Origin of the sequence: Streptomyces sp. NPDC093591 (assembly GCF_044764885.1) — a bacterium.
Lineage (GTDB): Bacteria > Actinomycetota > Actinomycetes > Streptomycetales > Streptomycetaceae > Streptomyces.
Genome location: NZ_JBIWIY010000005.1, coordinates 278682 through 304450, shown reverse-complemented (window position 1 = coordinate 304450; position 25769 = coordinate 278682). Strand labels below are relative to the sequence as shown.

General features: G+C 69.6%; 23 protein-coding genes and 1 tRNA gene. 16 read left to right on the top strand and 8 right to left on the bottom strand.

Annotation, left to right across the window (positions count from 1 at the left end; genetic code table 11):
- Positions 1 to 40: 40 nt before the first annotated feature.
- Entirely contained in the window at positions 41 to 589 is a 549-nt protein-coding gene (locus tag ACIREI_RS13650; protein ID WP_403331669.1) for a DUF1062 domain-containing protein, read from the bottom strand.
- A 195-nt stretch (positions 590 to 784) separates the two neighbouring features.
- Here ACIREI_RS13650 and ACIREI_RS13645 point away from each other — a divergent pair, with 195 nt between their 5' ends.
- From ACIREI_RS13645 to ACIREI_RS13635, 3 genes are all read left to right on the top strand, one after another.
- Positions 785 to 1915, top strand: coding sequence for a hypothetical protein (locus ACIREI_RS13645; RefSeq protein ID WP_403331666.1), 1131 nt, complete (start codon positions 785 to 787; stop codon positions 1913 to 1915).
- A gap of 227 nt (positions 1916 to 2142) precedes the next feature.
- A complete protein-coding gene (locus ACIREI_RS13640) occupies positions 2143 to 2634 on the top strand; it encodes a DUF485 domain-containing protein (RefSeq protein ID WP_403331663.1) in 492 nt (163 codons plus the stop codon).
- Positions 2631 to 4241 (top strand): cation acetate symporter, encoded by a 1611-nt coding sequence (locus tag ACIREI_RS13635; protein WP_403331661.1) that lies wholly within the window; start codon positions 2631 to 2633, stop codon positions 4239 to 4241. Before ACIREI_RS13640 ends, ACIREI_RS13635 begins: the two co-directional genes overlap by 4 nt.
- 135 nt (positions 4242 to 4376) lie before the next feature.
- Here the strand turns inward: ACIREI_RS13635 and ACIREI_RS13630 are convergent, their stop codons facing one another.
- From ACIREI_RS13630 to ACIREI_RS13620, 3 genes are all read right to left on the bottom strand, one after another.
- Entirely contained in the window at positions 4377 to 5264 is an 888-nt protein-coding gene (locus ACIREI_RS13630; RefSeq protein WP_403331658.1) for a DivIVA domain-containing protein, read from the bottom strand.
- Between the two features lie 610 nt (positions 5265 to 5874).
- Positions 5875 to 8724 (bottom strand): SUKH-4 family immunity protein, encoded by a 2850-nt coding sequence (locus ACIREI_RS13625; protein WP_403331655.1) that lies wholly within the window; start codon positions 8722 to 8724, stop codon positions 5875 to 5877.
- Between the two features lie 8 nt (positions 8725 to 8732).
- Positions 8733 to 9728 carry an SMI1/KNR4 family protein gene (locus tag ACIREI_RS13620; RefSeq protein ID WP_403331652.1) on the bottom strand — a complete coding sequence of 332 codons (996 nt, stop codon included), beginning with the start codon at positions 9726 to 9728 and terminating at the stop codon, positions 8733 to 8735.
- 310 nt (positions 9729 to 10038) lie between these two features.
- Here ACIREI_RS13620 and ACIREI_RS13615 point away from each other — a divergent pair, with 310 nt between their 5' ends.
- Together ACIREI_RS13615 and ACIREI_RS13610 are read left to right on the top strand one after the other, a co-directional pair.
- Positions 10039 to 10563, top strand: coding sequence for a YwqJ-related putative deaminase (locus tag ACIREI_RS13615; protein ID WP_403331649.1), 525 nt, complete (start codon positions 10039 to 10041; stop codon positions 10561 to 10563).
- 64 nt (positions 10564 to 10627) lie between these two features.
- Positions 10628 to 11122: an SUKH-3 domain-containing protein gene (locus ACIREI_RS13610; protein ID WP_403331646.1), complete on the top strand. Its 495-nt coding sequence runs from the start codon at positions 10628 to 10630 to the stop codon at positions 11120 to 11122.
- 22 nt (positions 11123 to 11144) lie between these two features.
- Here ACIREI_RS13610 and ACIREI_RS13605 read toward each other — a convergent pair whose 3' ends face one another.
- Complete coding sequence (locus ACIREI_RS13605) at positions 11145 to 12479, bottom strand: sensor histidine kinase (RefSeq protein ID WP_403331643.1); 1335 nt, start codon at positions 12477 to 12479, stop codon at positions 11145 to 11147.
- Positions 12480 to 12647: 168 nt separating this feature from the next.
- Here ACIREI_RS13605 and ACIREI_RS13600 point away from each other — a divergent pair, with 168 nt between their 5' ends.
- From ACIREI_RS13600 to ACIREI_RS13565, 8 genes are all read left to right on the top strand, one after another.
- Entirely contained in the window at positions 12648 to 13508 is an 861-nt protein-coding gene (locus tag ACIREI_RS13600; RefSeq protein ID WP_403331640.1) for a hypothetical protein, read from the top strand.
- Positions 13509 to 13522: 14 nt separating this feature from the next.
- Positions 13523 to 13598: transfer RNA gene (locus ACIREI_RS13595), tRNA-Gln, on the top strand.
- A gap of 123 nt (positions 13599 to 13721) precedes the next feature.
- Positions 13722 to 15170, top strand: coding sequence for a bifunctional UDP-N-acetylglucosamine diphosphorylase/glucosamine-1-phosphate N-acetyltransferase GlmU (gene glmU, locus ACIREI_RS13590; RefSeq protein ID WP_403331637.1), 1449 nt, complete (start codon positions 13722 to 13724; stop codon positions 15168 to 15170).
- A 74-nt stretch (positions 15171 to 15244) separates the two neighbouring features.
- Entirely contained in the window at positions 15245 to 16225 is a 981-nt protein-coding gene (locus ACIREI_RS13585) for a ribose-phosphate diphosphokinase (RefSeq protein WP_403331634.1), read from the top strand.
- Between the two features lie 194 nt (positions 16226 to 16419).
- Complete coding sequence (locus ACIREI_RS13580) at positions 16420 to 17013, top strand: 50S ribosomal protein L25/general stress protein Ctc (RefSeq protein ID WP_403331631.1); 594 nt, start codon at positions 16420 to 16422, stop codon at positions 17011 to 17013.
- A 97-nt stretch (positions 17014 to 17110) separates the two neighbouring features.
- On the top strand, positions 17111 to 17713 hold the full coding sequence (gene pth / locus ACIREI_RS13575; protein ID WP_403331628.1) for an aminoacyl-tRNA hydrolase: 603 nt from the start codon (positions 17111 to 17113) through the stop codon (positions 17711 to 17713).
- Between the two features lie 65 nt (positions 17714 to 17778).
- Positions 17779 to 18267: a hypothetical protein gene (locus ACIREI_RS13570; protein WP_403331625.1), complete on the top strand. Its 489-nt coding sequence runs from the start codon at positions 17779 to 17781 to the stop codon at positions 18265 to 18267.
- Between the two features lie 137 nt (positions 18268 to 18404).
- Complete coding sequence (locus tag ACIREI_RS13565; RefSeq protein ID WP_403331622.1) at positions 18405 to 19067, top strand: LPXTG cell wall anchor domain-containing protein; 663 nt, start codon at positions 18405 to 18407, stop codon at positions 19065 to 19067.
- 73 nt (positions 19068 to 19140) lie between these two features.
- Here ACIREI_RS13565 and ppc read toward each other — a convergent pair whose 3' ends face one another.
- Positions 19141 to 21882, bottom strand: coding sequence for a phosphoenolpyruvate carboxylase (gene ppc, locus ACIREI_RS13560; RefSeq protein WP_403331619.1), 2742 nt, complete (start codon positions 21880 to 21882; stop codon positions 19141 to 19143).
- A gap of 311 nt (positions 21883 to 22193) precedes the next feature.
- Here ppc and ACIREI_RS13555 point away from each other — a divergent pair, with 311 nt between their 5' ends.
- Complete coding sequence (locus tag ACIREI_RS13555) at positions 22194 to 23204, top strand: acyl-CoA desaturase (protein WP_403331617.1); 1011 nt, start codon at positions 22194 to 22196, stop codon at positions 23202 to 23204.
- Entirely contained in the window at positions 23201 to 23878 is a 678-nt protein-coding gene (locus ACIREI_RS13550; protein WP_403331614.1) for a TetR/AcrR family transcriptional regulator, read from the top strand. The genes ACIREI_RS13555 and ACIREI_RS13550 overlap by 4 nt, the downstream gene beginning before the upstream one ends.
- 20 nt (positions 23879 to 23898) lie before the next feature.
- Here ACIREI_RS13550 and ACIREI_RS13545 read toward each other — a convergent pair whose 3' ends face one another.
- Positions 23899 to 24072, bottom strand: a complete 174-nt coding sequence (locus tag ACIREI_RS13545) for a CsbD family protein (protein WP_403331611.1) — start codon at positions 24070 to 24072, stop codon at positions 23899 to 23901.
- 104 nt (positions 24073 to 24176) lie between these two features.
- A complete protein-coding gene (locus ACIREI_RS13540; RefSeq protein ID WP_403331608.1) occupies positions 24177 to 24986 on the bottom strand; it encodes a trans-aconitate 2-methyltransferase in 810 nt (269 codons plus the stop codon).
- Positions 24987 to 25086: 100 nt separating this feature from the next.
- On the opposite strand from ACIREI_RS13540, the gene tamR reads away from it, so the two are divergent.
- A complete protein-coding gene (gene tamR / locus ACIREI_RS13535; protein ID WP_403331605.1) occupies positions 25087 to 25584 on the top strand; it encodes a MarR family transcriptional regulator TamR in 498 nt (165 codons plus the stop codon).
- Positions 25585 to 25769: the final 185 nt, after the last annotated feature.

Genomic DNA, 25769 nt, shown 5'->3' with positions numbered 1-25769 from the left:
GACAGGCCCCTGGCCGCTGGCCCCTGGCCCCGAGGAGGGCTCAGCGCTTGAGCGTGAAGGTGAAATCCCCGGAGAGTCTGCCGCTCAGCCGGACCGCCGAGACGAGCTTCCCCTCCGTGATCAGTCTCTCGACCTCGGCCCGTGAAAGGCCGCAGCCTTCAGCGATCACCCGCACCGGCCGGACGGGAATCCGCGCCGCGAAGCGGACCGACACGTCGATCACCTCACGGTCCAGGTGATCCGTTCCGCCGGTGTCGAGGCGCCAGGCGCCCGCCCAGTCGAGGGCGATGCGATTACGGCGCAGCACGAGCGGATCCTGGAGCAACTCGGCCGTCAGGCCGAGGTCGTTGTCATGCAGCCGGTCCAGCAGCTCGGGCCGTACGGAGCGCACCTGCGTCCGCTCCAGGACGGTGAGTTTCGACGTTTCCCCGCAAGCGGTGCAGAGCACGAGGAGCCAGACGTCGATGAGCTTGTGGTGTGCGTTGACGCGAAATTTTCCGCTTGCCCGGAAGCGGTCGGACGCGCACGTGTGGCAACGGCGCAGCACGGTAGGCAGGCAGGTGGGCGTGACCACCCAGGTTGTGAGCACAGAAGTACACCGGTTTCAGTGAGAAGTCCGCAGCAAAAAGAAGCGCGGCGCACAGGCGCGACGCGCGACGAATCAGCGCTCGGGAGGTCTCACACGGTGTACAACGGCACGCCCTTGGCTGGACGACTAGGTGCGGCAGCACGGTAATGGCGAACGGCGGCGCTGCTCCACCGGTTTTCGTGTGAGGGTGCTGTCATGAACGACGCAACACCCCTGGACGACGCAACACCCCACACCCTCCGTGGATTTGCGGAGACCTTGGTCCGCCTGGGCATAGCGACGGACGAACAGGCCACGACCGGCCTGGCGGAGGCCGCCGGGATCGGCATGGACCTCGACGAGGAGTTCGAGGACACCGCAGAACTGACCTTCCTCCTCGGCGAATGCGGCCTCGGCTTCCAGATCCCCGAGAAGGTGCCGGGCGGTCTCGAGGACGGGTACGAGGAGTTGCTGCTCGACGCGGCGGCGTGCTCGGGCGGCTCGGTGGTCGTCGATGACGTGGAGCTGGTGACGGACGAGGACGGGGAGGAGTACCTGCACTTCCGGCGCAACGGCCGGTCGATCTGGCACCCGGCGGAACACCTCTCCGACAGCACCCGCTACATGGACTGGAACGCCGCCTTCGACGCCCTCGGCGACCTCGTGCCCGGCAACGACGACCCGCGGGGCTTCTACCAACTGGACGAGGAGTCCTACGACGCCTGGTGGCTGCTGTTGACGCCCGAACAGGCCGAGGGGCTCGAGGAGTTCGGCCTGCCGATGCCGGTGCGGCTCGGCGGCCGGGTGCGCGACCGCGCCCCCGCGGCGGAGCCCGAGACGCTCCCCTGGTACGTGGAGGACGACCGCCTGCACGCGAGCGAGGAGTCCCGCCGGTGTCTTGACGAGTGGCTGGCCTCCATGGACGCCGCCCTGGACCGGTGGCGGACGGCCCACCTGCCGGCCGGCTTCCCCTTCGACCACTCGCTCGACTCGCTGTCGGCGCTGGAACGGCTCGTACTGGACCGCTTCGACAGCCTCGCCTCGCTGGAGGCGGCGGCCGGTGACGAGTTCTTCGAGGGCGCGGTTCGATACGTCGGAGAGACCGCACTGCGGCTGTGGCCGTGCCGCTGGACGTACCAGCACTCCGACGACGCCTCGTCGGTGTTCACCAACGAGCCGATGATCCGTTCCAACACCCCGGACGGCTTCGCGGGGGAGTTCTCCCCCGACTACGTCCTGCGGACCCTCGTCAGAAGCCGCACCTCCGACGACATGCGCGAGCGCATGGAAGACGTCGGCGAAGCGGTCGACAGCTACCGCAAGGCGCTGCGCGCCCGCGCCCGCTGAGGCCCGCCCCGGGGCAGCCGCAGCCCCTCAGCGGCCTCAAAGGTCCGAGTTAACGGCGGTAACACCCCAGGTCAGACACGGTTTGATGTAGTAAGCGCATACCGACCGCTCAGTTTGGTGAAAACCGCACGCATTCCCGGTACTCCGAAGTAACGTGCGTGGCTCGCCCGCCCCCCACCTCCCTGCGGTCCGCCGCACCGGACCCGAGCCATGCAAGGAGCAAAGGGATGTCCTCCCCGTACGACCGGCACGACCCGCACAACCGGCACGACCCGTACGACGACCGCTACGACCGATACACCCCGCCCTCGCCCACCTACCCCTGGCAGCCCCCCGCCCCTCCGCAGCCGCCGCAGCCACCGGCACCCCCACGACACCGAACCCTCGACCACCCACCCCTCGGTCACCACAGCGACCTGCGCATCCTGCGCACCGCCTACCGCTGGCAGCGGCGCGTCGCGACGCTCACCGCGCTCGGGTACTTCACCCTCTTCCTGATCCTGTCCGCCTTCGCGCCCGGGTTCATGTCGAGCACGGTCACCGACGGCCTGCCCGCCGGCCTGCTGCTCGCGCTGATCCAACTGCCCGTCACCTGGCTGGCCATAGCCCTGTACGAGCACACCGCCCGCCGTTACGTCGACCCGCTCGCGGACCGCATCCGCAAGGAGGCCGCCGTGGAAGCCAAGCGTGAGTCGGCGAAGAGGGGGACGGGACGATGACGGACTTCAGCGGAGACGCGCAGGCGATGTCGCTGGTCGCCTTCTGTGCCGTGGCCACCGTCACGCTGCTGCTGTGCGTGATGACGGGCCCGGACCGCGACGACCTCGACGAGTTCTACACGGGCTACAGCTCCCTGTCCCCCATGCGCAACGGCATGGCGATCGCCGGCGACTACATCAGCGCCGCGACCGTCCTGGGCACGACGGGCGTGGTCGCGCTCTGCGGCTACGACGGGATCGTCCTGGCACTGAGCACGGCCCTGTCACTGATGCTGCTGATGTTCCTGCTGGCCGAACCCCTGCGCAACGCGGGCCGGTTCACGATGGGCGACGCGCTGGCGCGCCGTATGCCGGGGCGTGGGGTGCGGATCGCGGCGTGCGCGGTGACGCTGGCCGCGCTGGTGCCGCTGATGCTGGTGCAGCTGGCGGGGACCGGGCAGCTGCTGGCGTTCATCCTCGGCTTCTCGGGCGACTCGTTGAAGACCGGGTGCATCGTCGGCCTCGGCGTGCTGATGATCAGCTACGCGGCCATCGGCGGGATGAAGGGCACGGCCCTGATCCAGATCCTGAAGATGGTGATGCTCCTCGGATCGGGCGCCGTCGTCGCCGTACTGGTGCTGGCACGATTCGACTGGAATCCGGGCGCGCTGTTCAACGCGGCGGCCGAGCGGAGCGGGGTCGGCCCCGCGTTCCTGGAGTCTGGCCTGCAGTTCGCGGGCGGACCGCACCCCCGCCTGGACATGATCAGCTCCCAGATGGCGGTCGTCCTCGGCGGTGCCTGTCTGCCGCACATCACCATGCGCATGTACACGGCGTCGGGCGCGCGTCAGGTGCGGCGCTCGATGTCCTGGGCGGTGGGCGGCGTGGCGCTGTTCGTGCTGGTGATCACGGTGATCGGCTTCGGCGCGACGGCACTGATCGGACGTGAGGCCATCGCCGGGGCGGACCCGCAGGGCAACACGGCCTATCTGCTGGGCTCCAGGGCCGCCTTCGGCGCCGACGTCTCCACGGCGGAGACCCTGCTCTTCACGACGGTCACCACGGCCATCTTCCTGACCGTGCTCGCCTCGGTCGCCGGCATGATCCTCGCCTGCGCGAACTCCCTCGCCCATGACGTGTTCGCCGTCCGGGTACGGGAACTGTCCGGCCGCCGCGAGATGACGCTGGCGCGGCTGTCGGCGCTGGCGGTGGGGGTCCCGGCGATAGTGCTGGCGACGATGGTCCAGCACCGCAGCCTGCAGCCGCTGGTGACCCTGTCCTTCTCCCTGGGCGCCTCGGCCATCGCCCCGGCGCTCGTCTACAGCCTGTTCTGGCGCCGGTACACCCGGGCCGGCCTGCTGTGGACGCTGATCGGCGGCTCGGTGGTCGTGCTCGTGCTGATGCCCGGGACCAACCTGGTCTCCGGATCACCGGTTTCGGCCTTCCCCGACGCCGACTTCAACTGGTTCCCGTTCACGACGCCCGGCCTGGTGTCGATTCCGGCCGGGTTCCTCTTCGGATGGCTCGGGACGGCCCTGTCCGGGCGGGGGAAGTCGGAGGAACAGCGGCGGCAGTACGAGGCCGTGGAGGGGTGGATTCTGGCGGGGGCGGTGCGCAGGGGGAACTGACCGCGGGGAAGCTGACGGCCGGTGACATGACGGCTGGCGACATGACGGCTGGTGAGCTGGCGGCTGGTGAGCTGGCGGCGGTGAGCTGGCGGCCGGTGAGCTCGCCCGAGCGCGGCGGCCCGCCACCGGCGTCACTCACTCCAGCGCGGCCTGCCCCGTCAGCGCCGTCAGACTGACCCGCATCTGGCCGATGTGCGCCCGCACCTCGTCCCACATCTCCCCGTGCTCGCGCAGCACCCGTTCCGTCTCCCGGGCGATGGCATCCGCCCGCCGCCGGGCCTGCGCGAGCAGCTCCGTCGCGCGCGCCCGCGCCTCCTCCTGCAAGCGCTGCGTCGAGGCCTGCGCGTCCGCGAGCTCCTGCTCCGCATCGGACAGCGAGGCCTCGGCCCGCACCGTCCGCTCCTTCTCCGACGCCTCCAGCGCCGCGAGCCGCTCCTCGGCCTCCCGCTCAGCCTCGGTCCACCGCGCGGTGTGCTCCTTGTCCTGCTCGGTGAGCATCACGGCGGTGCGCTCCCGCACCTCGCGCAACGTGCCGAGCGCCTCCCCGCGCCCCTCCTTCACATCGCGACGGGCGGTGACACGGATCTCGATCGCCTCGGCACGGGCGGCGAGCAACCGCTCATCGGCACGCTCCTCCGCGTCGGCGCGTACGGCGTCGGCGTACGCCTGCGCCGCGTCACGCACACTGTTCGCACGCTTCTGCGCCTCGTCGACCAGGGTCTGCGCCTCCTGCCGCGCACCTTCCCGCAAGTTCTCGGCCTCCTCCTGCACCAGCGTGAGGATCCGCCGCGCACGCCCCCCGAGCGTCTCGTACGTCTGCGGGGCGAGCTGCGCCACCTCCTCCCGCAGTTGCTCCGCCTCCTCCTCCATCTCCCTGGCCAGCACGGTGAGCCGCGCGGCCCGTTCCCAGGCGGCGTCACGGTCGCGGAAGAGGGCGTCGACGTAGGCGTCGACCTGTTCGGGACGGTAGCCACGCCCACGTACGACCACGAAGTCGTAGAGCGAGACCGGTGCGTCGCTCATCCTGGAACCCCTCTCCGTCAAACCAACGCGAAAATAATCATTTAGCGTCCATCTTGATGTATCAGACCGAATCGCCCATAACGCGACACTCCGCGCGCGGGGGCATGAGGTAGGCGCAGGGGCACGGCACAGGCGCAGAGACACAGAGGGAGATGTGGAGGCGCGGGGTGGGATTGCGCGGGGCGGCTGGCGCAGGGCGGATAGCGCGGAGCGGGAGGCGCGGGCCGGATGGCGTGGGGACATAGGGGTGTGCGGGCGTGATACGGCCGGGCAGACGGGGCCGGGGCGCAAGGGGGCGCGGGTGCGATGGCGCGCGTGTGTGATGCGCCGCGGGGCATTGACGCACGGGTGCACGGCGGGCGGACGTGACAGCCGACACGCATCCCGGCCTGCGAGCCATCGACTCAGGACTACGCGGCATACGGGCCCAATAGCGGGCACGCGTACCGGCCTGCGAGACATTGACGCACGGGTGCGCGGCGAGGGCGGGGGCATGTGAAAGGGCCGACTCCCGGTTGGACAACCGGGAGTCGGCCCCTTCGCCACCCGCACGCCGCCGCCGTCAGCGGCAGCAGGGCGATGTCACCTCACGGGGAACAACCGGGCGGCGTCACAGCAACCCGTCCCACATCTGCTCCAGCAGCACCGACCACCAGCTCTCCGGCGAGCCGAGCGCCGCCGGGTCGAGGGCGGCGAGCTGGGCCTGGAAGTCGACGGTCCAACGGCCCGCCTGCTCCTGGTTCAGGCCGAAGCGGAGGCGCCACATACGGCCGAGCAACGCCAGGCAGCGCTGGAACTCGGGCAGCCCCGTGTTCACGAACTGCGGCGGCACGGGGGCACCGCCCGGCCCGGCCTCCACCGGCACGGCGACGATGTTCGCCGTCCCGTACTGCACACACAGCGCCCTGCCGAAGTCACTGCCCATGACGAGGTACGAACCCGCGTCCGACGCCGGCTGCACCCCGCGCTCGGCCGCCAGCTCCGCCAGCGTCGGAACGGGCCGCCCCGGCTGGGCCTGCGCCCAGAAGAACGGACCCATGTCCATCGGCAGCCCACCGACCACCAGGCTGTGCGCCACGACCGGCGGCACGCCCTGCCGGGACACGGCCGCCTGCTCGAACCGGAACAGCCCCGGCCCGAACGCCCCCGCCAGCTCCTGCGCCACACCCTCCGGCGGAATCGGCGGCGCCGGCTGCACCTGCGGCAGCGGGGCGCGGACGGGCGCCGGGCGGGCAGGCCCATCGGCGACCTGGTGCAATTCGCCCTGGTGGGCGAGCAGTTGCTGCATACCCTGCTGTCGGCTCGCGTGATCCGTGCCGTACGGCGCGATGGACGTGATCCGCGCCTGCGGCCACTGCTCCCGGATCATCCGCGCACAGTAGGCGCCCGGCAGCTCGCACGACTCCAACTCGGTGTGCAGCTCCAGCACCTGGTCCGGGGGCACGTTCATGCCACGCAGCTCGTGGAAGATCTGCCACTCCGGGTGCGGCGTACCCGGCGCCGAACGCCGGATCAGCTGCTGCTCCGACCCGTCCTGCGCACGGTAGCGAAGGACGGCCTGGTAGCCGGGGCCGACGGTCGGCTGGCCGGCGGGCTGCTGGGGGTAGCCGTACGCCGGAGCCTGACCCGGACCGGGCTGACCGGGCTGACCGGGCTGACCGGGCTGACCGGGCTGACCGGGCTGACCGGGCTGACCGGGCCCAGAATGACCCGGACCAGGCTGACCGGGCCCAGGCGGACCGGGAGGCGGCGGAACCGCACCCGGCGGCATCGGCGGCTGCGGGGCACCGTGCGGCATACCCGGGGCGCCCGGAGCCACGCCGGGGGCGCCCGGAGCCATACCGGGAATCCCAGGAGCGCCGGGAGCCCCGGGAGGCTGAGGCGCGCCAGGGCCCTGCGGCGGCTGCGGGACACCGGGCGCCGGCGGAGGCGGAGGAGGAGGCACACCAGGGCCGCCGACCGGAGGCCCCGCCAACACGGTCTCCGCGTGGTGAACGGCACCGCGCGCACCCCCGGAGGAGCCCGGGGCACCGTTGCCACCCGGCACGCCCGGGGCACCGGGCGGCTGCGGGGCACCCGGAGTTCCAGGCGCAGCCGGGGTACCGGGAGGCCCGGGGGGCTGCGGAACGCCGGGCATGCCCGGGGCGCCCGGGGGCGGCGGCGGAGGCCCGCCTACCTGACCCGGGTCGGCCAGCACCGTGGCGGCATGATGCACACCGCCCGAAGGCGTCCCACCGGGCGCGCCGGGCGCGCCGGCGGCACCCGGCCCCTGCGGAGTCCCCGGCCCGGCAGCACCCTCAGGACCATCGGCCCCCAACGCCGAAACCAGCTGCGTCGGAACGTACCCACCCGCCGGCGCACCCGGCGTACCCGGAGCGGCCGGAGGAGGAGCCGTACCCCCCACCCCCGCACCCGGCACCCCGGGCGGCGGAGGCGGAGGCGGCGTCGCCCCGCCCCGCGCACGAGGAGGCGCCGCCTTGCTCGTCGCGGCATCGGCGATGTCCCCGGCGTTCGGCCCGAGCGGCTGCCCGGGCCCGCCCGGAGCCTGCGGCGCACCTGCACCCTGCGGATAGCCATACGAAGGCGCCCCCGGCGGCGGCGGAGGCACCGCCCCCGGAGGGGGCGTACCCGGCACCCCCGCACCCTGCGGATAGCCGTACGAAGACCCACCCGGCACCGGCGGCGGCGTGCCGCCCTGCTGGGCACCACCCTGACCACCCGGCACACCCGGCACACCCGGCTCGTCGACCGCCGGTTCGACCGCCGTCGGCGGGAGCTGGCTGCCGCCCGACAGCAGCGCCGTCTTGGCATCCGGCGGCGCGGTGTCATCACCGCTCAACGGCGGTGCGAACACCGTCTCCGGCAACGGCACGGAACGGTCCTCACCGGCATCGGCGTTGGTGTCCGTCCCGGCCCAAGGAGTCGCCCCGTCCGGCACAGGCATCCCCGACCCACCGGAAGCGCCAGACACCCCGGCCGAGCCAACACCCGCAGCCACACCGGCACCACCCTCGGAGTCCGAACCGGAACCCGAACGCGAGCCCGCATCCGAACCCGAACCCGACCCCCCGTCCCCCCGATCCGAGACACCCAGCCTGTCCGCCGCCTCCTGCAACCACTCCGGCGGAGTCAGCAGGAACGACGTCTGGTTCAGATCCATCCGAGCCGGGGCGGCCGGCACCGCATCCGCAACCGCATCGGGACGGCCGTACTCCTCCTCGTACCGGCGAATCACCTCACCCACCGGCAGCGAAGGCCACAACGTCGCCTCACCACTGTCCCGGGCGATCACCAGCCGCAGCGCACCACCATCCGAACGCGGACCGTCCGCACGGTCCTCGCCCCACACCACGAACCCGAGCTCGAACTCCCGCACCCGCACCTCACGATGCTGATACGACGGCACATCCCCGTTGATCCACTCTTCCGCGCGCTCCTGCGCCTGCGCGAACGTCACCATCGCGAAGCTCACTCCCCCACAGCCGCGGCAGCCACGGGCACCGCACTCGCGAACCCACCGTCCACCATCAGATTCGCCACCGTCTCCAACTCCGGCGGAGAACCCGCCAGTCGGGACAGAAACGCATCGAAGTCCTCACCGCACGGCACCAGCAACCGCTCCACCCGCACGGCCGGCGCCCACGACGGATCCACATCCCGCGCATCGTCATACGCGCAGAACCACACCGAACCGAGCCGCTCGCCCTTCACCTTCACGGCCAGCAACCCGCCCTGCACAAACCCGACACCCAGGAAGTCCTTGGTCAGATGGTCCCGCAGACACTTGTTGACGTACACCAGGTCATTGACCGCCGCCTCGTCCCGCACCGTGAAGAACGGCTGGTCCACCAGCAGCCCCAACTCCGCGTCCAGAGCCGTCCCCACCGGCGCACAACCCCCCGCCGCCTTCAGAAACGACCGATACGCACCCGGCAGCCGATACCCGAGATCCTCCTCGACCCCCAGCACCTGCGACTCCGTCACCGCCACACCCGACTTCGGCAACCCGAAGTGCGCCGGCCGCGTCTCCTGCAACGGCCGCGTCCCCCGCTTGTTCTGGTCCACCCCCGACGTGGCGATCCCACCGTGATGCCGCAGCAGCGCCTTCACCTCGACCGGCACCAACTCCAGCCGCCGCGAACCCACCACGTGATGCCACGTCCAGCCGTGCGGCGTCGCCACCGCCGGAATCGTGTCCCACAGATCGTGCCCCGACGCCGCCAACGCCGCGTTCGCCGACACATAGTCCGTCAGCCGCAACTCGTCGACACCGAAACCCTCCGGAGGCTCCGCGATCTCCGCCGCCGCCCGCGCATACGGCGAGAAGTCGGGGTAACCACGCTCGTCCACCCGTACTCCTCTCGGGTGACGGGCCGCCCGAACCGGATCCGGGAAATGCACGACCTGCCCGGCGTAGGCCGCGTTCGGCGGCGCGGCTTGCTGCCCGAGCCGACCTGTCGTCATGGCGGTTGCCCCCTGCGGCGTTCTGATACCGACCCGCCATGACCACACTCGGTCACAACGCCCCGGTATCGGCTGTCTCGTCTGCCTCCACACGTCACCGCATGGAAAGCGGTGCCGACAGCCTAAGCGGTACGACGACACCGGTCACCGGCACCGGGCACCACCCCCTCCGCTTCCGTGACCAGCCGTCACCCCGCCGTGACAGCCCGCCCAAACCCGGGCGTGTCGCACGGCCCCAGCTTCCGCACCCGCCACGCCTTTTGGCACTCTGTGACCTCCGAGAGCATGCCCGGGGGATGCTCGGGAGGGGATGATGATCATGAACGCGACGCAGACAGGCCCACACTCAGCGAGTTCCGGCGACCCCCGCATCGGCTGGAGCGCCGCCGAAACACCCCACGCGCCGACCCTCCGTCACCGCCGCGACGGCATACTCCCGACCGTCGCCGCCGCCCTCTCCGTCCGCGGCGCCACCCTCACCGGCACCGCCGCCCGCGGCGACCAACCCCCACCACTGCACCACCTCGTCCAGGACTTCCTCGACACCCTCACCAGCTCCGAACGCGACCGCTTCACCGGCCGCTGCGCCGAGACCATCCTCATCTCCCGGCACCTCACCGCCGCCGACGAAGCCCGCAGCAAACGCGCCGCCCGCAAACCCATGACCAACGGCGAAGCCCGCAAAGCCCTCAAGCAGGCCAAACTCACCGCCCGCCGCATCCGCGAAGCCGGCGACCCCCTGCACGGCAGCTTCGCCGCCCCCTGCCGCGCCTGCACCGCCCTCAGCGCCCACTTCGGCGTCCGCATCGTCGACCCGACACCAACCGGCGACTGACCCCTCCCCCAAGCGATCCCGCACCACGCACCACGCACATCACACGGACCAGAACGAAGGGCCGATGCAAACCGACCGCACCTCAACCACCCGCTTCCCCGTCCCCGTCGACGCCGCCCTGCGCGCCGCCGGCTGGCAACCCGGACGCTGGGACATCAAACAGGCCGAATACTGGGCGGACACCCTCCGCGACCACACCTCACCCGCCGGTCACCGCCACGCCGTCTTCCCCGCAGCCGTAGAAGCCTGGGCCGAATTCGGCGGACTCCACCTCACCCCCACCGGCCCCGGCCGCCAAGTCGCCCCCGCCCACATCCACTTCGACCCACTCCACGGCCTCCACATGGCCCGCACCCTCGGCGACCTCGGCCGCGCCCTCGACACCGAGGTCTGCCCCCTCGGCGCCGAAACCGACACCCAGGCCCTCCTCGCCATCGACACCGAAGGCCGCATCTACGCCCTCGACCACACCGGCGACTGGTACCTCGGCCCCGACATCGACCAAGCCCTCGCCGGCCTCGTCTCAGGCATAGAGCCCGCCCGCCTCACCGCCGGCTGAACCCGAGCACAACGAAGAACGCCTACGCCGCCGGAATCACCGCCGAAACCCGAAAACCCCCCGCATCCGTCGGCCCGGACACAAACACCCCACCCAGACCCACGACCCGCTCCTTCATCCCCACCAGCCCATTACCCCCCGACGGCAACCGCGCCGACGACGCCGACGACACCTCCGGCGGCGGCTCGTTCTCCACCTGCATCGCGATCTCCGACACCCGATGCGCCAGCCGCACATGCGTCTTCGCCCCCGCCGCATGCTTGTGGACGTTCGTCAACGCCTCCTGCACCACCCGAAACGCCGTCTGCTCCACCTCCGGCGCATACGGCCGCGACTCCCCCTCCACGGACAGATCCACCACCATCCCCGCGGCCGCCGACTGCCCGATCAACTCATCCAACTCCGACAGACAAGGCCCCTCACCGGCCCCGTCCTCCCCCAGCCCCTTCTCCCGATCAGCCACCGCAGCGGCAGCGGCCCCCACAGCCGCAAGCGGTACGACAGCCCCCCGAGACCGATCCGCATACGCGTGCCCACTCCGCAGCACACCGAGCATCTCCCGCAACTCGGTCAACGCCTGCCGCCCCATGTCCCCCACGAGCGCGGCATTCCGCACGACCTTCTCAGGATCCTTCCGAGCCACGGCCTGCAGCGCAGCGGCATGCACCACCATCAAGCTCACCCGATGCGCCACCACGTCATGCATCTCCCGCGCGATCCGAGTCCGCTCCTCGTTCCGCGCCCACTCGGCCCGCTCCTCCGCCCGCTCCGCGAGCAACTGAAGCTCCCGCTCAAGACTGTCCGCCCGCTCCCGAAGACTCTCCATCAACCGCCGCCGAGCCCCCACATACAGCCCGAGCAGCAACGGAGGCGCGGTCACCCCGAGCGCAGTCGTGAGCGAGGCAAGAGGAACAACCCAGTCCCCGAACGTCAGCTCACCGCTCGACACGCCCTGCCGCACCCACACGAACGTCACGATCAGCATCCCGACGAACGACATCCCCGCCAGCGAGGCGATGATCCGCCGCGGCAGCTCGGAAGCAGCGAGCGTGTACAGCCCGACGATGCCCATCAGGAACCCCATCTGGGCGGGCATGACAGCGATCGACACCAGCACGACGGCGATCGGCCACCGCCGCCGCAACACCAGCACCGACCCGGCGAGCACCCCGAAAACCACCCCCGCGGCCCCCGGAATCCCGGCATCCCCCGCGAACCGAACCCCCTCGATCCCGCACTCCAGCACGGACACGACAGCCAGACTCACGTCCAGCACCGCACTACGCACCCTGCCCCACCACCACGGCCCCGCCCCCGGTGGCGGCGCCTCTGTGTGGGCTTCCCCCGTCGTGGTCATGCCTCCAGCCTACGGGCGGGCGACCCAGGTTTTCCGGCGAGTTTTACGGACTGGCCTACACCACACTCCGTAACCGAACGGAAGCGAAACCACCCGATATCCCTCGAACTGCTGAATCGCTCACCGTTCGACCCCGGAAGCGATCATTCCGACCCGGACGGTATGCCTATGACACATGCACCAGGCAAATACGCCGACTTCGAGGGGCTGCGGGAGCGGGCGGTGGCGCTGCGGCGGCGGGGCTACAGCCTTCGGCAGATCCGCGACGAGCTGAAGATCTTCAACAACGACATCCTCAACCAGCTGGTGAAGGGGGAGCCGCCGCCGGAGTGGACGAAGCGACCGAACGCGAAGGACGACCTGAAGGCGAGGGCGCGGGAGCTACGGCTCCAGGGATGGACGTACGACCAGATCGAGGCGGAGCTCGGGTGCTCCAGGAGTTCGATTTCGCTATGGGTGCGGGACCTACCGAAACCCAAGCCTCGCTACACGCCGGAGGAACAACGGGCCCTCATGCAGGAAGGGCTGGCAAAGCGCCGTGCGGCGGACAACGAGGAGCGGAAGAGGACCAAGCTCGGAGCTCGCCGGGAGATCGACGAGCTGACGGACCGGGAGCTCTTCATGGTAGGGATCGCTCTGTATTGGGCCGAGGGCTCCAAGAGCAAGCCCTACGACCGCCGAGAGCGTGTCGTCTTCGTCAACAGCGACCCTGGCGTGATCCAGACTTACCTAGCCTGGCTGGACCTGCTCGATGTGGACCGGGAACGCCTGCGCTTTCGCCTGCTCATCCACGAGTCTGCGGATGTCGACGCCTCGCACCGGTTCTGGGCGGAGATCGCCGACATCGATGTGTCGGTCTTCGCCAGGCCGACGCTCAAGAAGCACAACCCGAAGACGGTCCGCAAGAACACCGGCGACGACTATCACGGTTGCCTGGTCATCGGTGTGGCACGCAGCGCCGACCTGTACAACCGCATCGAGGGCTGGTGGAGCGGCATCGTGGCCCACGCCCAAGCACGTCTCCGGTAAGGTCTGAGGCGCTGTCCCCCGTGGTGTAACTGGCAGCACACTGGTTTTTGGTACCAGCAGGACAAGGTTCGAATCCTTGCGGGGGAGCCACAGCACACAAGACCTCGGTTCGGGCCCTGACAGCCAAGTCAGGGCCCGCTCCCATGTCCCCCACGAAACGCCCCGGTATCCTGCGGATGTCACCCCACCCCCTCCACAGCCGAAGGGCATCCCGTGAGCGCCATTCGCCCGGCAGCCGTCGTCGTTCTCGCAGCGGGTGAGGGCACCCGTATGAAGTCGGCCACACCCAAGGTCCTGCACGAGCTCTGCGGACGCAGCCTCGTGGGTCATGTGCTCGCCGCCGCGCGCGAGTTGCAGCCCGAGAATCTGGTCGTGGTCGTGGGGCACGCGCGGGAGAAGGTCACCGCGCATCTCGGCGAGATCGACCCCGGCGTACGCACCGCCGTGCAGGCGGAGCAGAACGGCACCGGGCATGCCGTACGGATGGCGTTGGAGGAGCTCGGCGGCGCCGTCGACGGGACCGTGGTCGTCGTATGCGGGGACACCCCCCTTCTCACCGGCGAGACTCTGACCCGCCTCGCCGCCACCCACTCCGCCGACGGCAACGCGGTGACCGTGCTGACGGCCGAGGTGCCGGACGCGACCGGGTACGGGCGGATCGTGCGGGACGACACCTCCGGGGCGGTCACGGCGATCGTCGAGCACAAGGACGCGAGCGAGTCGCAGCGGGCGATCCGGGAGATCAACTCGGGTGTGTTCGCGTTCGACGGGCAGCTTCTCGCGGATGCCCTCGGGAAGGTGCGTACGGACAACAGCCAGGGCGAGGAGTACCTCACCGACGTGCTCGGGATTCTGCGCGAGGCGGGTCACCGGGTCGGTGCCTCGGTCGCGGCGGATCATCGCGAGATCGCCGGGATCAACAACCGGGTGCAGCTCGCCGAGGCGCGTCGCATTCTCAATGACCGGCTTCTCACCCAGGCCATGCTCGCCGGTGTGACCGTCGTGGACCCGGCGACGACCTGGGTCGATGTGACGGTCACGTTCGAGCAGGACGCGGTCGTTCACCCGGGCACTCAGTTGCAGGGGGCCACGCATGTCGGTGAGGGTGCGCAGGTCGGGCCCAACAGCCGGCTGAAGGACACTCGGGTGGGTGCGGGGGCTCGGGTCGACAACACGGTGGCCGAGAGCTCTGTGGTGGGGGCGCAGGCGAGCGTGGGGCCGTTCGCGTATCTGCGGCCGGGTACGCGGCTGGGTGCGAAGGGCAAGATCGGTACGTATGTGGAGACGAAGAACGCGTCGATCGGTGAGGGGACGAAGATCCCGCATCTGTCGTATGTGGGTGATGCGACGATCGGTGAGTATTCCAACATCGGTGCCGCGAGTGTCTTCGTGAACTATGACGGACAGGACAAACATCACACGACGGTCGGCTCGCACTGTCGTACCGGTTCGGACAACATGTTTGTGGCTCCTGTCACGATTGGGGACGGCGCGTACACCGCGGCGGGCTCTGTGATCACGAAGGATGTGCCGCCCGGTTCGTTGGCTGTGGCCCGCGGTCAGCAGCGGAATATCGAGGGTTGGGTGGCGCGTAAGCGTCCGGGGAGTGCGGCCGCGAGGGCGGCTGAGGAGGCTTCTCGGCAGGTCGAGGGCGAAGGCTGACCGGAAACGGGTGCGTCAAACACGGCGTACCGTGATAAGTGCAACCCAGTTGAGACACCTCTGAGGAGACAGCTGTGACCGGGATCAAGACGACCGGCGAGAAGAAGTTGATGTTCTTCTCCGGCCGCGCCCACCCCGAGCTTGCCGAGGAGGTCGCCCGCCAGCTGGGGGTCGGGGTCGTCCCGACCAAGGCCTTCGACTTCGCCAACGGTGAGATCTACGTCCGCTACCAGGAGTCGGCGCGTGGTGCGGACTGCTTTGTGATCCAGAGCCACACGGCTCCGATCAATCAGTGGATCATGGAGCAGTTGATCATGATCGATGCGCTGAAGCGTGCGTCGGCTCGTTCCATCACGGTGATCGTGCCGTTCTACGGTTACGCGCGGCAGGACAAGAAGCACCGTGGGCGTGAACCGATTTCGGCGCGTCTGATCGCGGATCTGATGAAGACCTCGGGTGCTGACCGCATCCTCACGGTGGATCTGCACACCGACCAGATCCAGGGCTTCTTCGACGGGCCCGTCGACCACCTCTTCGCGCTTCCGCTCCTCGCGGACTACGTGGGTGCCAAGGTCGACAAGGAGAAGCTGACGGTGGTCTCCCCGGACGCCGGGCGGGTTCGGGTGGCCGACCGCTGGTGCGACCGGCTGGGTGCGCCGCTGGCGATCGTGCACAAGCGGCGTGACAAGGACGTGGCGAACCAGGTGACCGTCCATGAGGTCGTGGGTGAGGTCAAGGGTCGCGTGTGTGTCCTGGTGGACGACATGATCGACACTGGTGGGACCATCTGTGCCGCGGCGGACGCGCTGTTCGCCCATGGTGCGGAGGACGTCATTGTGACGGCCACGCATGGTGTGCTGTCGGGTCCGGCTGCGGACCGGTTGAAGAACTCGCGGGTGAGTGAGTTCGTGTTCACGAACACGCTGCCGACGCCGGGTGAGCTGAGCCGGGATCTGGACAAGCTGACGGTGCTGTCGATCGCGCCGACGATCGCGAGTGCGGTGCGTGAGGTGTTCGAGGACGGTTCGGTGACGAGCCTGTTCGACGAGCAGTAGGGCGTAGACGTCCGCTGCTTGATCGATTTCTTTGCGGCCTCCCTTGCCGAGTAGACTGCTTCAGTTGCTCGGCGAGGGAGGCCGTTCCGCTTCATGGGAAGTTGGACGGTGGTCCGTTATCGACGCGCTCTTCGTAGCAGGCCGTTCGTGGCCGGGTGACCACGTCCGTCTCTAGCTTTCTACGAGGAGTGATCATGTCCGAGGTCAAGATCTCCGCTGAGACCCGTACCGAGTTCGGTAAGGGTGCCGCCCGTCGTATCCGTCGTGAGTCGAAGGTTCCGGGTGTGCTGTACGGCCACGGTGCGGACCCGCTGCACCTGACGCTTCCGGGTCACGACCTGCTGCTGGCGCTGCGTACGCCGAACGTTCTGATTTCTCTGGACATCGACGGCAAGACGAACGAGCTGGCGATTCCGAAGGCCGTGCAGCGTGACGCGATCAAGGGCTTCCTCGAGCACGTGGACCTGCTGCTGGTCAAGCGTGGCGAGAAGGTCACGGTCGAGATCCCGGTGCACACCGAGGGCGAGCTGGCTGCGGGTGGCAACCTGCTGGAGCACGTGCTGAACGCGCTGCCGGTCGAGACCGAGGCCACGCACATCCCCGAGTCGGTCACCGTGTCCATCGAGGGTCTGGAGGCGGGTGCCTCCGTGCTCGCGAAGGACATCACGCTGCCGAAGGGCACCACGCTGGCCGTCGAGGAGGACGCTGTCGTCCTGCAGGTTCTGGCTTCGCAGGCCGAGGAGGCCGCGGGTGAGGCCGCCGAGGGCGAGGAAGTCGCCGAGGCCTGATCTTCGGCTCTGGCAGGGGCGTGATCCTCGGCTCTGTCATTGGTTTGTCAGCCGCTGTTCCCGATGGGGGCAGCGGCTGGCGCGTATTCAAGGAGAGATGGACGTGACGACCGATCCGAGTGCCCCTTGGCTGATCGCCGGCCTCGGCAATCCGGGGCCCGATTACGCGATGAACCGGCACAATGTGGGGTTCATGGTGGCGGATCTGCTGGCCGGGCGGGTCGGGGGGAAGTTCAAGCGGGCTGGTAAGGCTCAGGCGCAGGTCGTGGAGGGGCGGATCGGGCCGCCGGGGCCGTTGAACCGGCGGGTGATTGTGGTGAAGCCGATGTCGTTCATGAATCTCTCCGGTGGGCCGGTGAACGCGTTGCGGGATTTCTACAAGGTGCCGGTGGGCAATATCGTCGCTGTCCATGACGAGTTGGACATCGATTACGGCACGTTGCGGTTGAAGCTGGGTGGCGGGGACAACGGGCACAACGGGTTGAAGTCGATGACGAAGGTGATGGGTTCGGATTATCACCGGGTGCGGTTCGGGATCGGGCGGCCTCCGGGTCGTATGCCGGTGGCGGATTTCGTGTTGAGGGATTTCGGGTCGGCGGAGCGCAAGGAGCTGGACTACTTCGTGGACCGGGCGGCGGATGCGGTGGAGTGTCTGGTGATCGAGGGGTTGGAGCGGGCGCAAAGCACGTACAACTCGTGACTTGTCCGGTCACTGCAACGGGCGGGGTTTGACCGGGCGTAGGAGCATGGCCAAGGATCGCGGCCATGCCTTCTGCCGTTGTTTCCAGTCAGGGCGCTGTGGTCGTGCTGCGGTTCGGGCGTTTCGTGGCGATGGGTGCGGTCGCGGTGCTGATTCTGATCGCGGGTGTGTGGGCGTCGTGGGGTACGGCGCATCATGTGATGCTCACGAAGGGGCGGGAGAGCGGCACGATCGAGGTGTCGCGGTGTGGTGCGCGCACGTGCAGTGGGCCGTACTCGCCGATCTCGGCGGGGTCGCAGCCGCGTGGGTCGGTCGTCATCGAGAAGAGCGTGGCGGTGCGCGAGGGGCAGACGTACACGGTTGTGGTGAAGCCGGGGAGTGACGACGTCGTTCGGTCGGGGCCGGCGGGTGTTCTGTACGCGTGGGTGCCGTTGGGTGGTGCGCTGTTGCTGGCGTCGGTCGTCGTCGCAGGTGGGCTGCGGCGGACGCGGGTGGCGTGGGTGATGGCGGGGTCGGGGGTCGCGTTGTTGACGGCGGTCTTCGTGACAATCTGATGTTTGAGGCGTTCTCCATGTCTGTGGAGGAACTGAGTGTTGTCTGTTCGTGATTGACCTGGGGTCAGTCCGGGCTGGATGCTGAGCCGCCCCCTCCACATCTTCCCGTTCCTTTCACGAAGATGGACTACTGCCTCATGCGAACCCTCTCCCGCGTCGGCGCCCTGTGCGCCGTCGCCGCGGCCGCTGTTTTCTCCGCACCGGCCGCCGCCCATGCCACCGCTCCCGGTGACAACGGGACCGTAAAGATCCATGACGCCTCCACTGGCGAGGAGCTGCGTAAGAACGAGCCGCACGTGTGCGAGTTCTATCTGGACGCGTTCGGTTTCGACAGCGTCCAGAAGGTCGACTGGCACATCGAGGCGTGGGCGCCGACGGCCGACGTCAAGGGCGAGACGGTGAAGTCCGGCGCGATCACCCTGGACGGCGAGGGTCATGGCCGTACGGAGGACATGACGCTGGCCGACGGGCACTACAAGCTGTTCTGGAACTTCGAGGGCGAGAACGGCTCGGCCAAGCACAAGGTGTTCTGGTCGGACTGTGAGGACGAGGAGCCCGGTGACGGCACCTCCGTCTCGCCGTCGGCCTCCGCGTCGCCGGCCGACCCGACCGACGAGCCGAGCGCGAGCCCGTCCACGTCTGCCGAGGGTGCCGCGTCGTCGTCCCCGTCGCCGCAGGGCGGTGCCGAGGGTGACCTCGCCGAGACCGGTAACGGTGCTCCGGTGGGTGTGCTGGCGGCTGCCGCGGCGGCGCTGCTGGGTGCGGGCGGGTACCTGGTGTTCCGGCGTCGTAAGGCCTGACCGGCTGGGCTGTGAGACGAACGGTGCCCCCGTGCTCGTACGAAGCACGGGGGCACCGTCGTGTGCGGGGCGGTCAGCCGGTGTTGCGCAGGCCGGCTGCCACGCCGTTGACGGTGAGGAGCAGGGCGCGGGCGAGCAGCGGGTCGGGTTCGGCGCCGGCGGCCGCGGCGTCGCGCTGGCGCTTGAGGAGGGTGACCTGGAGGTAGGAGATGGGGTCGAGGTAGGCGTCGCGGATGGCGAAGGTCTGCTTGAGCACCGGAGCGGCGTCGAGGAGTTCCTGCTCGCCGGTGACCTTGAGGACCTCGGCGACGGTCAGATCGTGTTCGGCGCGGATGGTGTCGAAGACGTGCTTCAGCTCGTCCGGCACCAGCGTGTCGACGTAGTGGGCGGCGATCCGCAGGTCGGTCTTGGCGAGCGTCATCTCGACGTTGGAGATGAAGTTGCGGAAGAAGTGCCACTGTTCGTGCATCTCGTCGAGCACGGTGTCGAGGCCGGCCTCGCGCAGCGCCTTCAGCCCTGATCCCACGCCGAACCAGCCGGGGACGATCTGCCGGGACTGGGTCCAGCCGAAGACCCACGGGATGGCGCGCAGTCCGTCGAGCGAGACGCCCGAGCCGGGGCGGCGGGAGGGCCGCGAGCCCAGGTGCAGGTCGGCGAGCTGGTCGACCGGCGTGGAGGCGAGGAAGTACGTCGGCAGGTCGGGGTCCTCGACGAGCTTGCGGTAGGCGGCGTGGGCGGCGTCGGAGACGACGTCCATGGCGGCGTCCCAGCGGGCGAGCGCCTCGACCGACTGGCGCGGGGCGGTGTGCAGGGCGGAGGCCTGCAGCGTCGCCGCGACGGTCAGCTCCAGGTTCTCGCGGGCCAGGGAGGGCACGAGGTACTTGTCGGAGATGACCTCGCCCTGTTCGGTGACCTTGATCTCGCCTTCGAGGGTGCCCCAGGGCTGGGCGAGGATGGCGTCGTGGGAGGGGCCGCCGCCGCGGCCGACGGTGCCGCCGCGGCCGTGGAAGAGGCGGAGGCGGACGCCGTAGCGGTGCGCCACGTCGCGCAGGCGGCGCTGGGCGCGGTGGATCTCCCACTGGCTGGTGGTGATGCCGCCGAACTTGGAGGAGTCGGAGTAGCCGAGCATGACCTCCTGGACGTCGCCGCGCAGGGCCACGAGCCTGCGGTACGACGGGTCGGAGAGCATGTCCTCCAGGATGGTGTCGGCGGCCTTGAGTTCGTCGGTGGTCTCCAGGAGCGGGACGATGCCGATCTTGGCCCAGCCGGCGTGCAGGTCGATGAGGCCGGCTTCGCGGGCGAGGACGGCGGCGGCGAAGACGTCGTCGGCGCCCTGGCACATGGAGATGATGTACGACTCGATGACCTCGGGTCCGAAGACCTCCAGGGCCTTCTTGACGGTCTGGAAGACACCGAGGGTCTTCTCGCCGGCCGCGTCCACGGGCGCCGGGGTGGGCGCGAGGGGGCGACGGGAGCGCAGTTCCTTGGCGAGGAGCTTGGAGCGGTAGTCGCGGGGCATGTCGGCGTAGCGCCAGGACTCCTCGCCGAGGCGGTCGAAGAGCTGGCCGAGGGCGTGGTGGTGGGCGTCGGCGTGTTCGCGGACGTCCATGGTGGCGAGCTGGAGGCCGAACGCGGACAGGGTGCGGATGGTGCGGTCCATGCGGCCGTCGGCGAACAGGCCGCCTCGGTGTTCGCGCAGGGAGGTCTGGATCAGCTTGAGGTCGTGCAGGAGCTCGCTGGTGCCGAGGTAGTCGCGGCCGGGCTCGTGCGGGATGTTCCTGGCCAGGCGCGTCTTGGTGTTCTCCAGCTTCTGCCGGATGCAGGTGGCCTTGAGCCGGTAGGGCTCCTCGGCGTTGAGGCGCTTGTAGCGGGGGCTGATCTCGGGGAGGGCTTCGAGGTCGGCCTGGAGGGAGTCCAGGAGTTCCTCGGTGGCGCCGGTGTAGCGGATGGAGTTGGACAGGAAGCCGCGCAGCTCGTCGATCATCTCCAGGGCGTCGTTGATGCCGTGTTCGTGCTGGAGGATGAGGACGTCCCAGGTGACCTGGGGGGTGACGTTGGGGTTGCCGTCGCGGTCGCCGCCGATCCAGGTGCCGAAGGTGAGGGGGCGGGTGTCGTCGGGGAGCTTGTGGCCGACGCGCTCCAGTTCGGCGGTGAGGTCCTCCAGGACGTCGCCGACGGCGCCGGCGTGGAGTTCGTCGAGGTAGTAGATGGCGTTGCGGGCCTCGTCGGCGGGCTCGGGGCGTACGACGCGGAGCTCGTCCGTCTGCCATACGAGGTCGATGTTCTCGGCCAGTCGGGTGTCATGTCGGCGTCGGTCTCCGTCGAGGACGGGGGCCTCCAGGAGGGCGGCGATGCGCCGGAGCTTGTTGAGGACGGAGCGGCGGGCGGCCTCGGTGGGGTGCGCGGTGAAGACGGGGCGCACGTTGAGGTGCTTGATCGTCTGGCGCAGGTGTTCGGCGTCGGCGTCCTTGAGGCGGTCGGCCGTTCGGGCGAGGAGGCCGCCCTCGGCGGCGCGTCGGGCGCGCAGCTCGCGGCCTCGGTGTACCTGCTCGGTGACGTTGGCCAGGTGGAAGTAGGTGGAGAAGGCGCGGACCAGCTTGGCCGCGGTGTCCAGCTCCGTGCCGCGCAGCAGTTCGGCTGCGGCTTCGCCGTCCTCGCGGGTGAGGCGGCGGACCTTCTCGACGAGTTCCAGCAGCTCGGGACCCTCCTGACGGACGAGGGTCTCGCCGAGCAGGTCACCCAGTCGGCGGATGTCGGCTCGCAGCTCGGTGCTGGTGGTCGCCTGGGACACAGTCTGGTCGTCGGCACTGCTCACAGGTGCGGCTCCTTGCAGTGTTGAAGCTCGTCCGGGAGGGGAACCCGGGGCCGGGGACCGCGCGGCGGGGGCCGCATACGGCTCCTGGCATCCGGGAAGAAATCAGAGCGGACCGCGCTGTCCGACCGACTCCAAGGATAGGTGTCCATGCGGACGCGCAGACTCTCGGGCTCTTGCCGCCGGGCGCCGCACTGCCATACTTACGACACCGTAGGTTACGGAACCGTAGGAACCGTTTTAACGGAACCTGGGAACAGTTCCCGAGAACCACGGCACCTGTCTCAACCCTCGAAACCCCACAGGGGACGCCCATGACCACGAGCTCCGATGTGATCGAAGACGCCCCGCAGGCGAACGACGACACCACGACTTCCTCCGCCACGCTGGGCGGGGAGAAGAAGCGCTCGATCGAGCAGATCGCGCTCCTCCTCTTCATCACCGTCCCGTTCCTCGCGCTGGTCGCGGCGGTTCCGCTGGCCTGGGGCTGGGGTGTGAGCTGGCTCGACCTCGGCCTGATGGTCTTCTTCTACTTCCTGGGCTGCCACGGCATCACGATCGGCTTCCACCGCTACTTCACCCACGGTTCGTTCAAGGCGAAGCGGCCGCTGCGGATCGCGCTGGCTGTCGCCGGATCGATGGCGGTCGAGGGCCCGATCGTGCGCTGGGTGGCCGACCACCGCAAGCACCACAAGTTCTCGGACGCCGAGGGTGACCCGCACTCCCCGTGGCGGTTCGGCGAGACCCTTCCGGCCCTGATGAAGGGCCTGTGGTGGGCGCACATCGGATGGATGTTCGACGAGGAGCAGACGCCGCAGGACAAGTACGCGCCGGATCTGGTGAAGGACCCGGCGATCCGCGCGATCTCCCGTCAGTTCGTCTACTGGACGATCCTGTCGCTGGCGCTGCCCGCCCTGATCGGCGGTCTGGTGACGATGTCCTGGTGGGGCGCGTTCACGGGCTTCTTCTGGGGCTCGCTGGTCCGGGTGGCCCTGCTGCACCACGTCACCTGGTCGATCAACTCGATCTGCCACGCGGTGGGCAAGCGGCCGTTCAAGTCGCGTGACCGTTCGGGCAACGTGTGGTGGCTGGCGGTCCTGTCGTGCGGCGAGTCCTGGCACAACCTGCACCACGCCGACCCGACCTCCGCGCGGCACGGTGTGATGCGCGGCCAGATCGACTCCTCGGCGCGGATCATCCGCTGGTTCGAGATGCTCGGCTGGGCCTACGACGTGCGCTGGCCGTCACGCTCGCGTATCGATTCGCGCCGGAACACCGAGGAAGGCGGCTCCCGGCGCGGGAAGGAACCCGCGAAGGCGGCATGATTGACGCCGTGGCGACCGACTCCAGCAGTACCCCTGGCAATGACAAGCAGCGGCGGACGCGCCGCACCCGGATGACCGGGGCGGAGCGTCGCCAGCAGCTGCTGGAGATCGGTCGCACCCTGTTCGCCGCGAAGGGCTTCGAGGGCACGTCGGTGGAGGAGATCGCGGCGAAGGCCGGGGTGTCCAAGCCGGTGGTGTACGAGCACTTCGGCGGCAAAGAGGGCCTGTACGCGGTCGTGGTGGACCGGGAGATGCGGCGCCTGCTGGACATGGTGACCAGCTCCCTGACGGCCGGCCATCCCCGGGAACTGTGCGAGCAGGCGGCCTTCGCCCTGCTGGACTACATCGAGGAGTACACGGACGGCTTCCGCATCCTGGTCCGTGACTCGCCCATCCCCCAGTCGACGGGTACCTTCGCGTCCCTCATCTCGGACATCGCCACCCAGGTGGAGGACATCCTGGGCCGCGAGTTCAAGAGCCGCGGCTTCGACCCCAAGCTGGCCCCGCTGTACGCGCAGGCGCTGGTCGGGATGGTCGCCCTGACCGGCCAGTGGTGGCTGGACGTCCGCCGCCCGAAGAAGGCGGAGGTGGCGGCCCATCTGGTGAACCTGGCCTGGCACGGGCTGGACGGGCTGGAGCCGAAGCCGCGGCTGATAGGGCACCGCAAGAGTTAACCCTTGAGCTGGTCCTTGAGCTAGCCCTTGAAGGTGTCCTTCCCCTTCTCCTTCGCCTGGCGCGCGTTGCCCTTCCTCTTCTCGGTCTTTCCTTCGGCGGTCAGCCCCTCGTTGCCGACCGTGCGGCCCATTGTTTCCTTGGCCTTGCCCTTCAGCTGTTCTTTCTTACCCCTGACCTTCTCTTCCTTCGCCACGTCCCTCACTCCTCGCAAGGCTTGACGTCGTGGTCCACCCAGCGGGTGACCCTCCGCGGTGCCGGTCAAACAGCGGCCTGGGACATGGTCTACGGCGGTGATCATCACGCTTCCTTGCGGGCCACGGCGAAGATGCGGCGGAACGGGAAGGGGGTGCCGTGGGCGCCGGGCGGATAGGCCTCGCGCAGGGCCGCCCGGTAGTCGCGCAGGAAGGCTTCCCGCTGCTCGGGGGTGTCGGCGAGGGCCGTGAGGACGGGGCGCAGGCCTGTTCCCTTCACCCAGTCCAGGACGGGGTCGTCGCCGGTCAGCAGGTGGATGTACGTCGTCTCCCAGACGTCGGCCGTGCAGTCCAGGTCGGCCAGCGTGGCCAGGTAGTCGCGCGGGGTGAGCACGGCGTCCTCGTGGCGCAGGGTGTCGGTGAGGCCGTGGCGGTGCGCGAGGTCGCGCATCAGGCCGTGGCTGGGGGCGTCGAAGTTGCCGGGGACCTGGAAGGCGAAGGTGCCGCCGGGCCGAAGGCCCCGTACCCAGTCCGCGAACCGCTCCACGTGCCCGGGCACCCACTGCAGCGTGGCATTGCTGATGATCAAGTCGTACGGCTCCCTGGGCGTCCACGTCCGTACGTCGGCGTGGGCGAAGTCGAGGCGGCCGCCGCCCGGGGTCGGCCCTTCGTGCTCGACGTGGGCCTGGTCGAGCATCTCGGCGGAGTTGTCGTAGCCGGTGATCCGGGCCGTGGGCCAGCGCCGGGCGAGCAGGGCGGTGACGTTGCCGGGCCCGCAGCCGAGGTCGGCGATGCGGGGGTGCTCGCCGGGGAGGTCGGGGACGCGGGCGAGGAGGTCGGCGAAGGGGCGGGCGCGGTGACCGGCGTGGCGCAGGTACTGGGCGGGGTCCCAGGTGGGGGCGGTGGCAGCGGACATGGTGGGGGCCTCCTGTCTGTCGCGTCGCTCTCCAGCCTGCCCCGGCAGATATCTTGACGTCAAGAGACTTCACGTCGACACAACCACTACACTGATCTCCATGGAGGACGAGGTCGATCGGCTGGTCGCAGCGTGGCGCCGGGAGCGCCCGGACCTCGACGTGGAACCGCTCGAGGTGCTCAGCCGGGTGAGCAGACTGGCCCGGCATCTGGACCGCGCACGGCGGCTGGCCTTCTCCGAGCACAGCCTGGAGCCCTGGGAGTTCGACGTACTGACCGCGCTCAGGCGCGCGGGGACGCCGTACCAGCTCTCCCCGGGCCAGCTCCTGACGCAGACCCTGGTCACCTCGGGCACGATGACGAACCGCATCGACCGCCTGGCCAAGAAGGGCCTCGTGGAGCGCCTCCCCGACCCCAGCGACCGGCGCGGCGTACTCGTCCGCCTCACCGACGAGGGCCGCGACCGCGCCGACCAGGCACTCGCCGGCCTGCTGGACCAGGAGCGCGCGATCCTCGCGGAGCTGTCGCACGCCCAGCGGGGTGAACTGGCCGGTCTGCTACGGCAGTTGACGGCCCCGTTCGACAACATTCCCGGCTAGGACGGGGGCCTGGCTCTCGGCGCGGCCGCGCTACGGCGACGGCGACGGAGTGGGTGAAACACCGTCATCTGACCGCCCCGACGACATCCCCGGCCAGGCCGAGAACCCGGCCCGGTGCGGCCGACGGCCCCCGATAGGGGTACGGCACGCGACCACGCCGACCGGCACCTCGCCGGCCCCGCCAA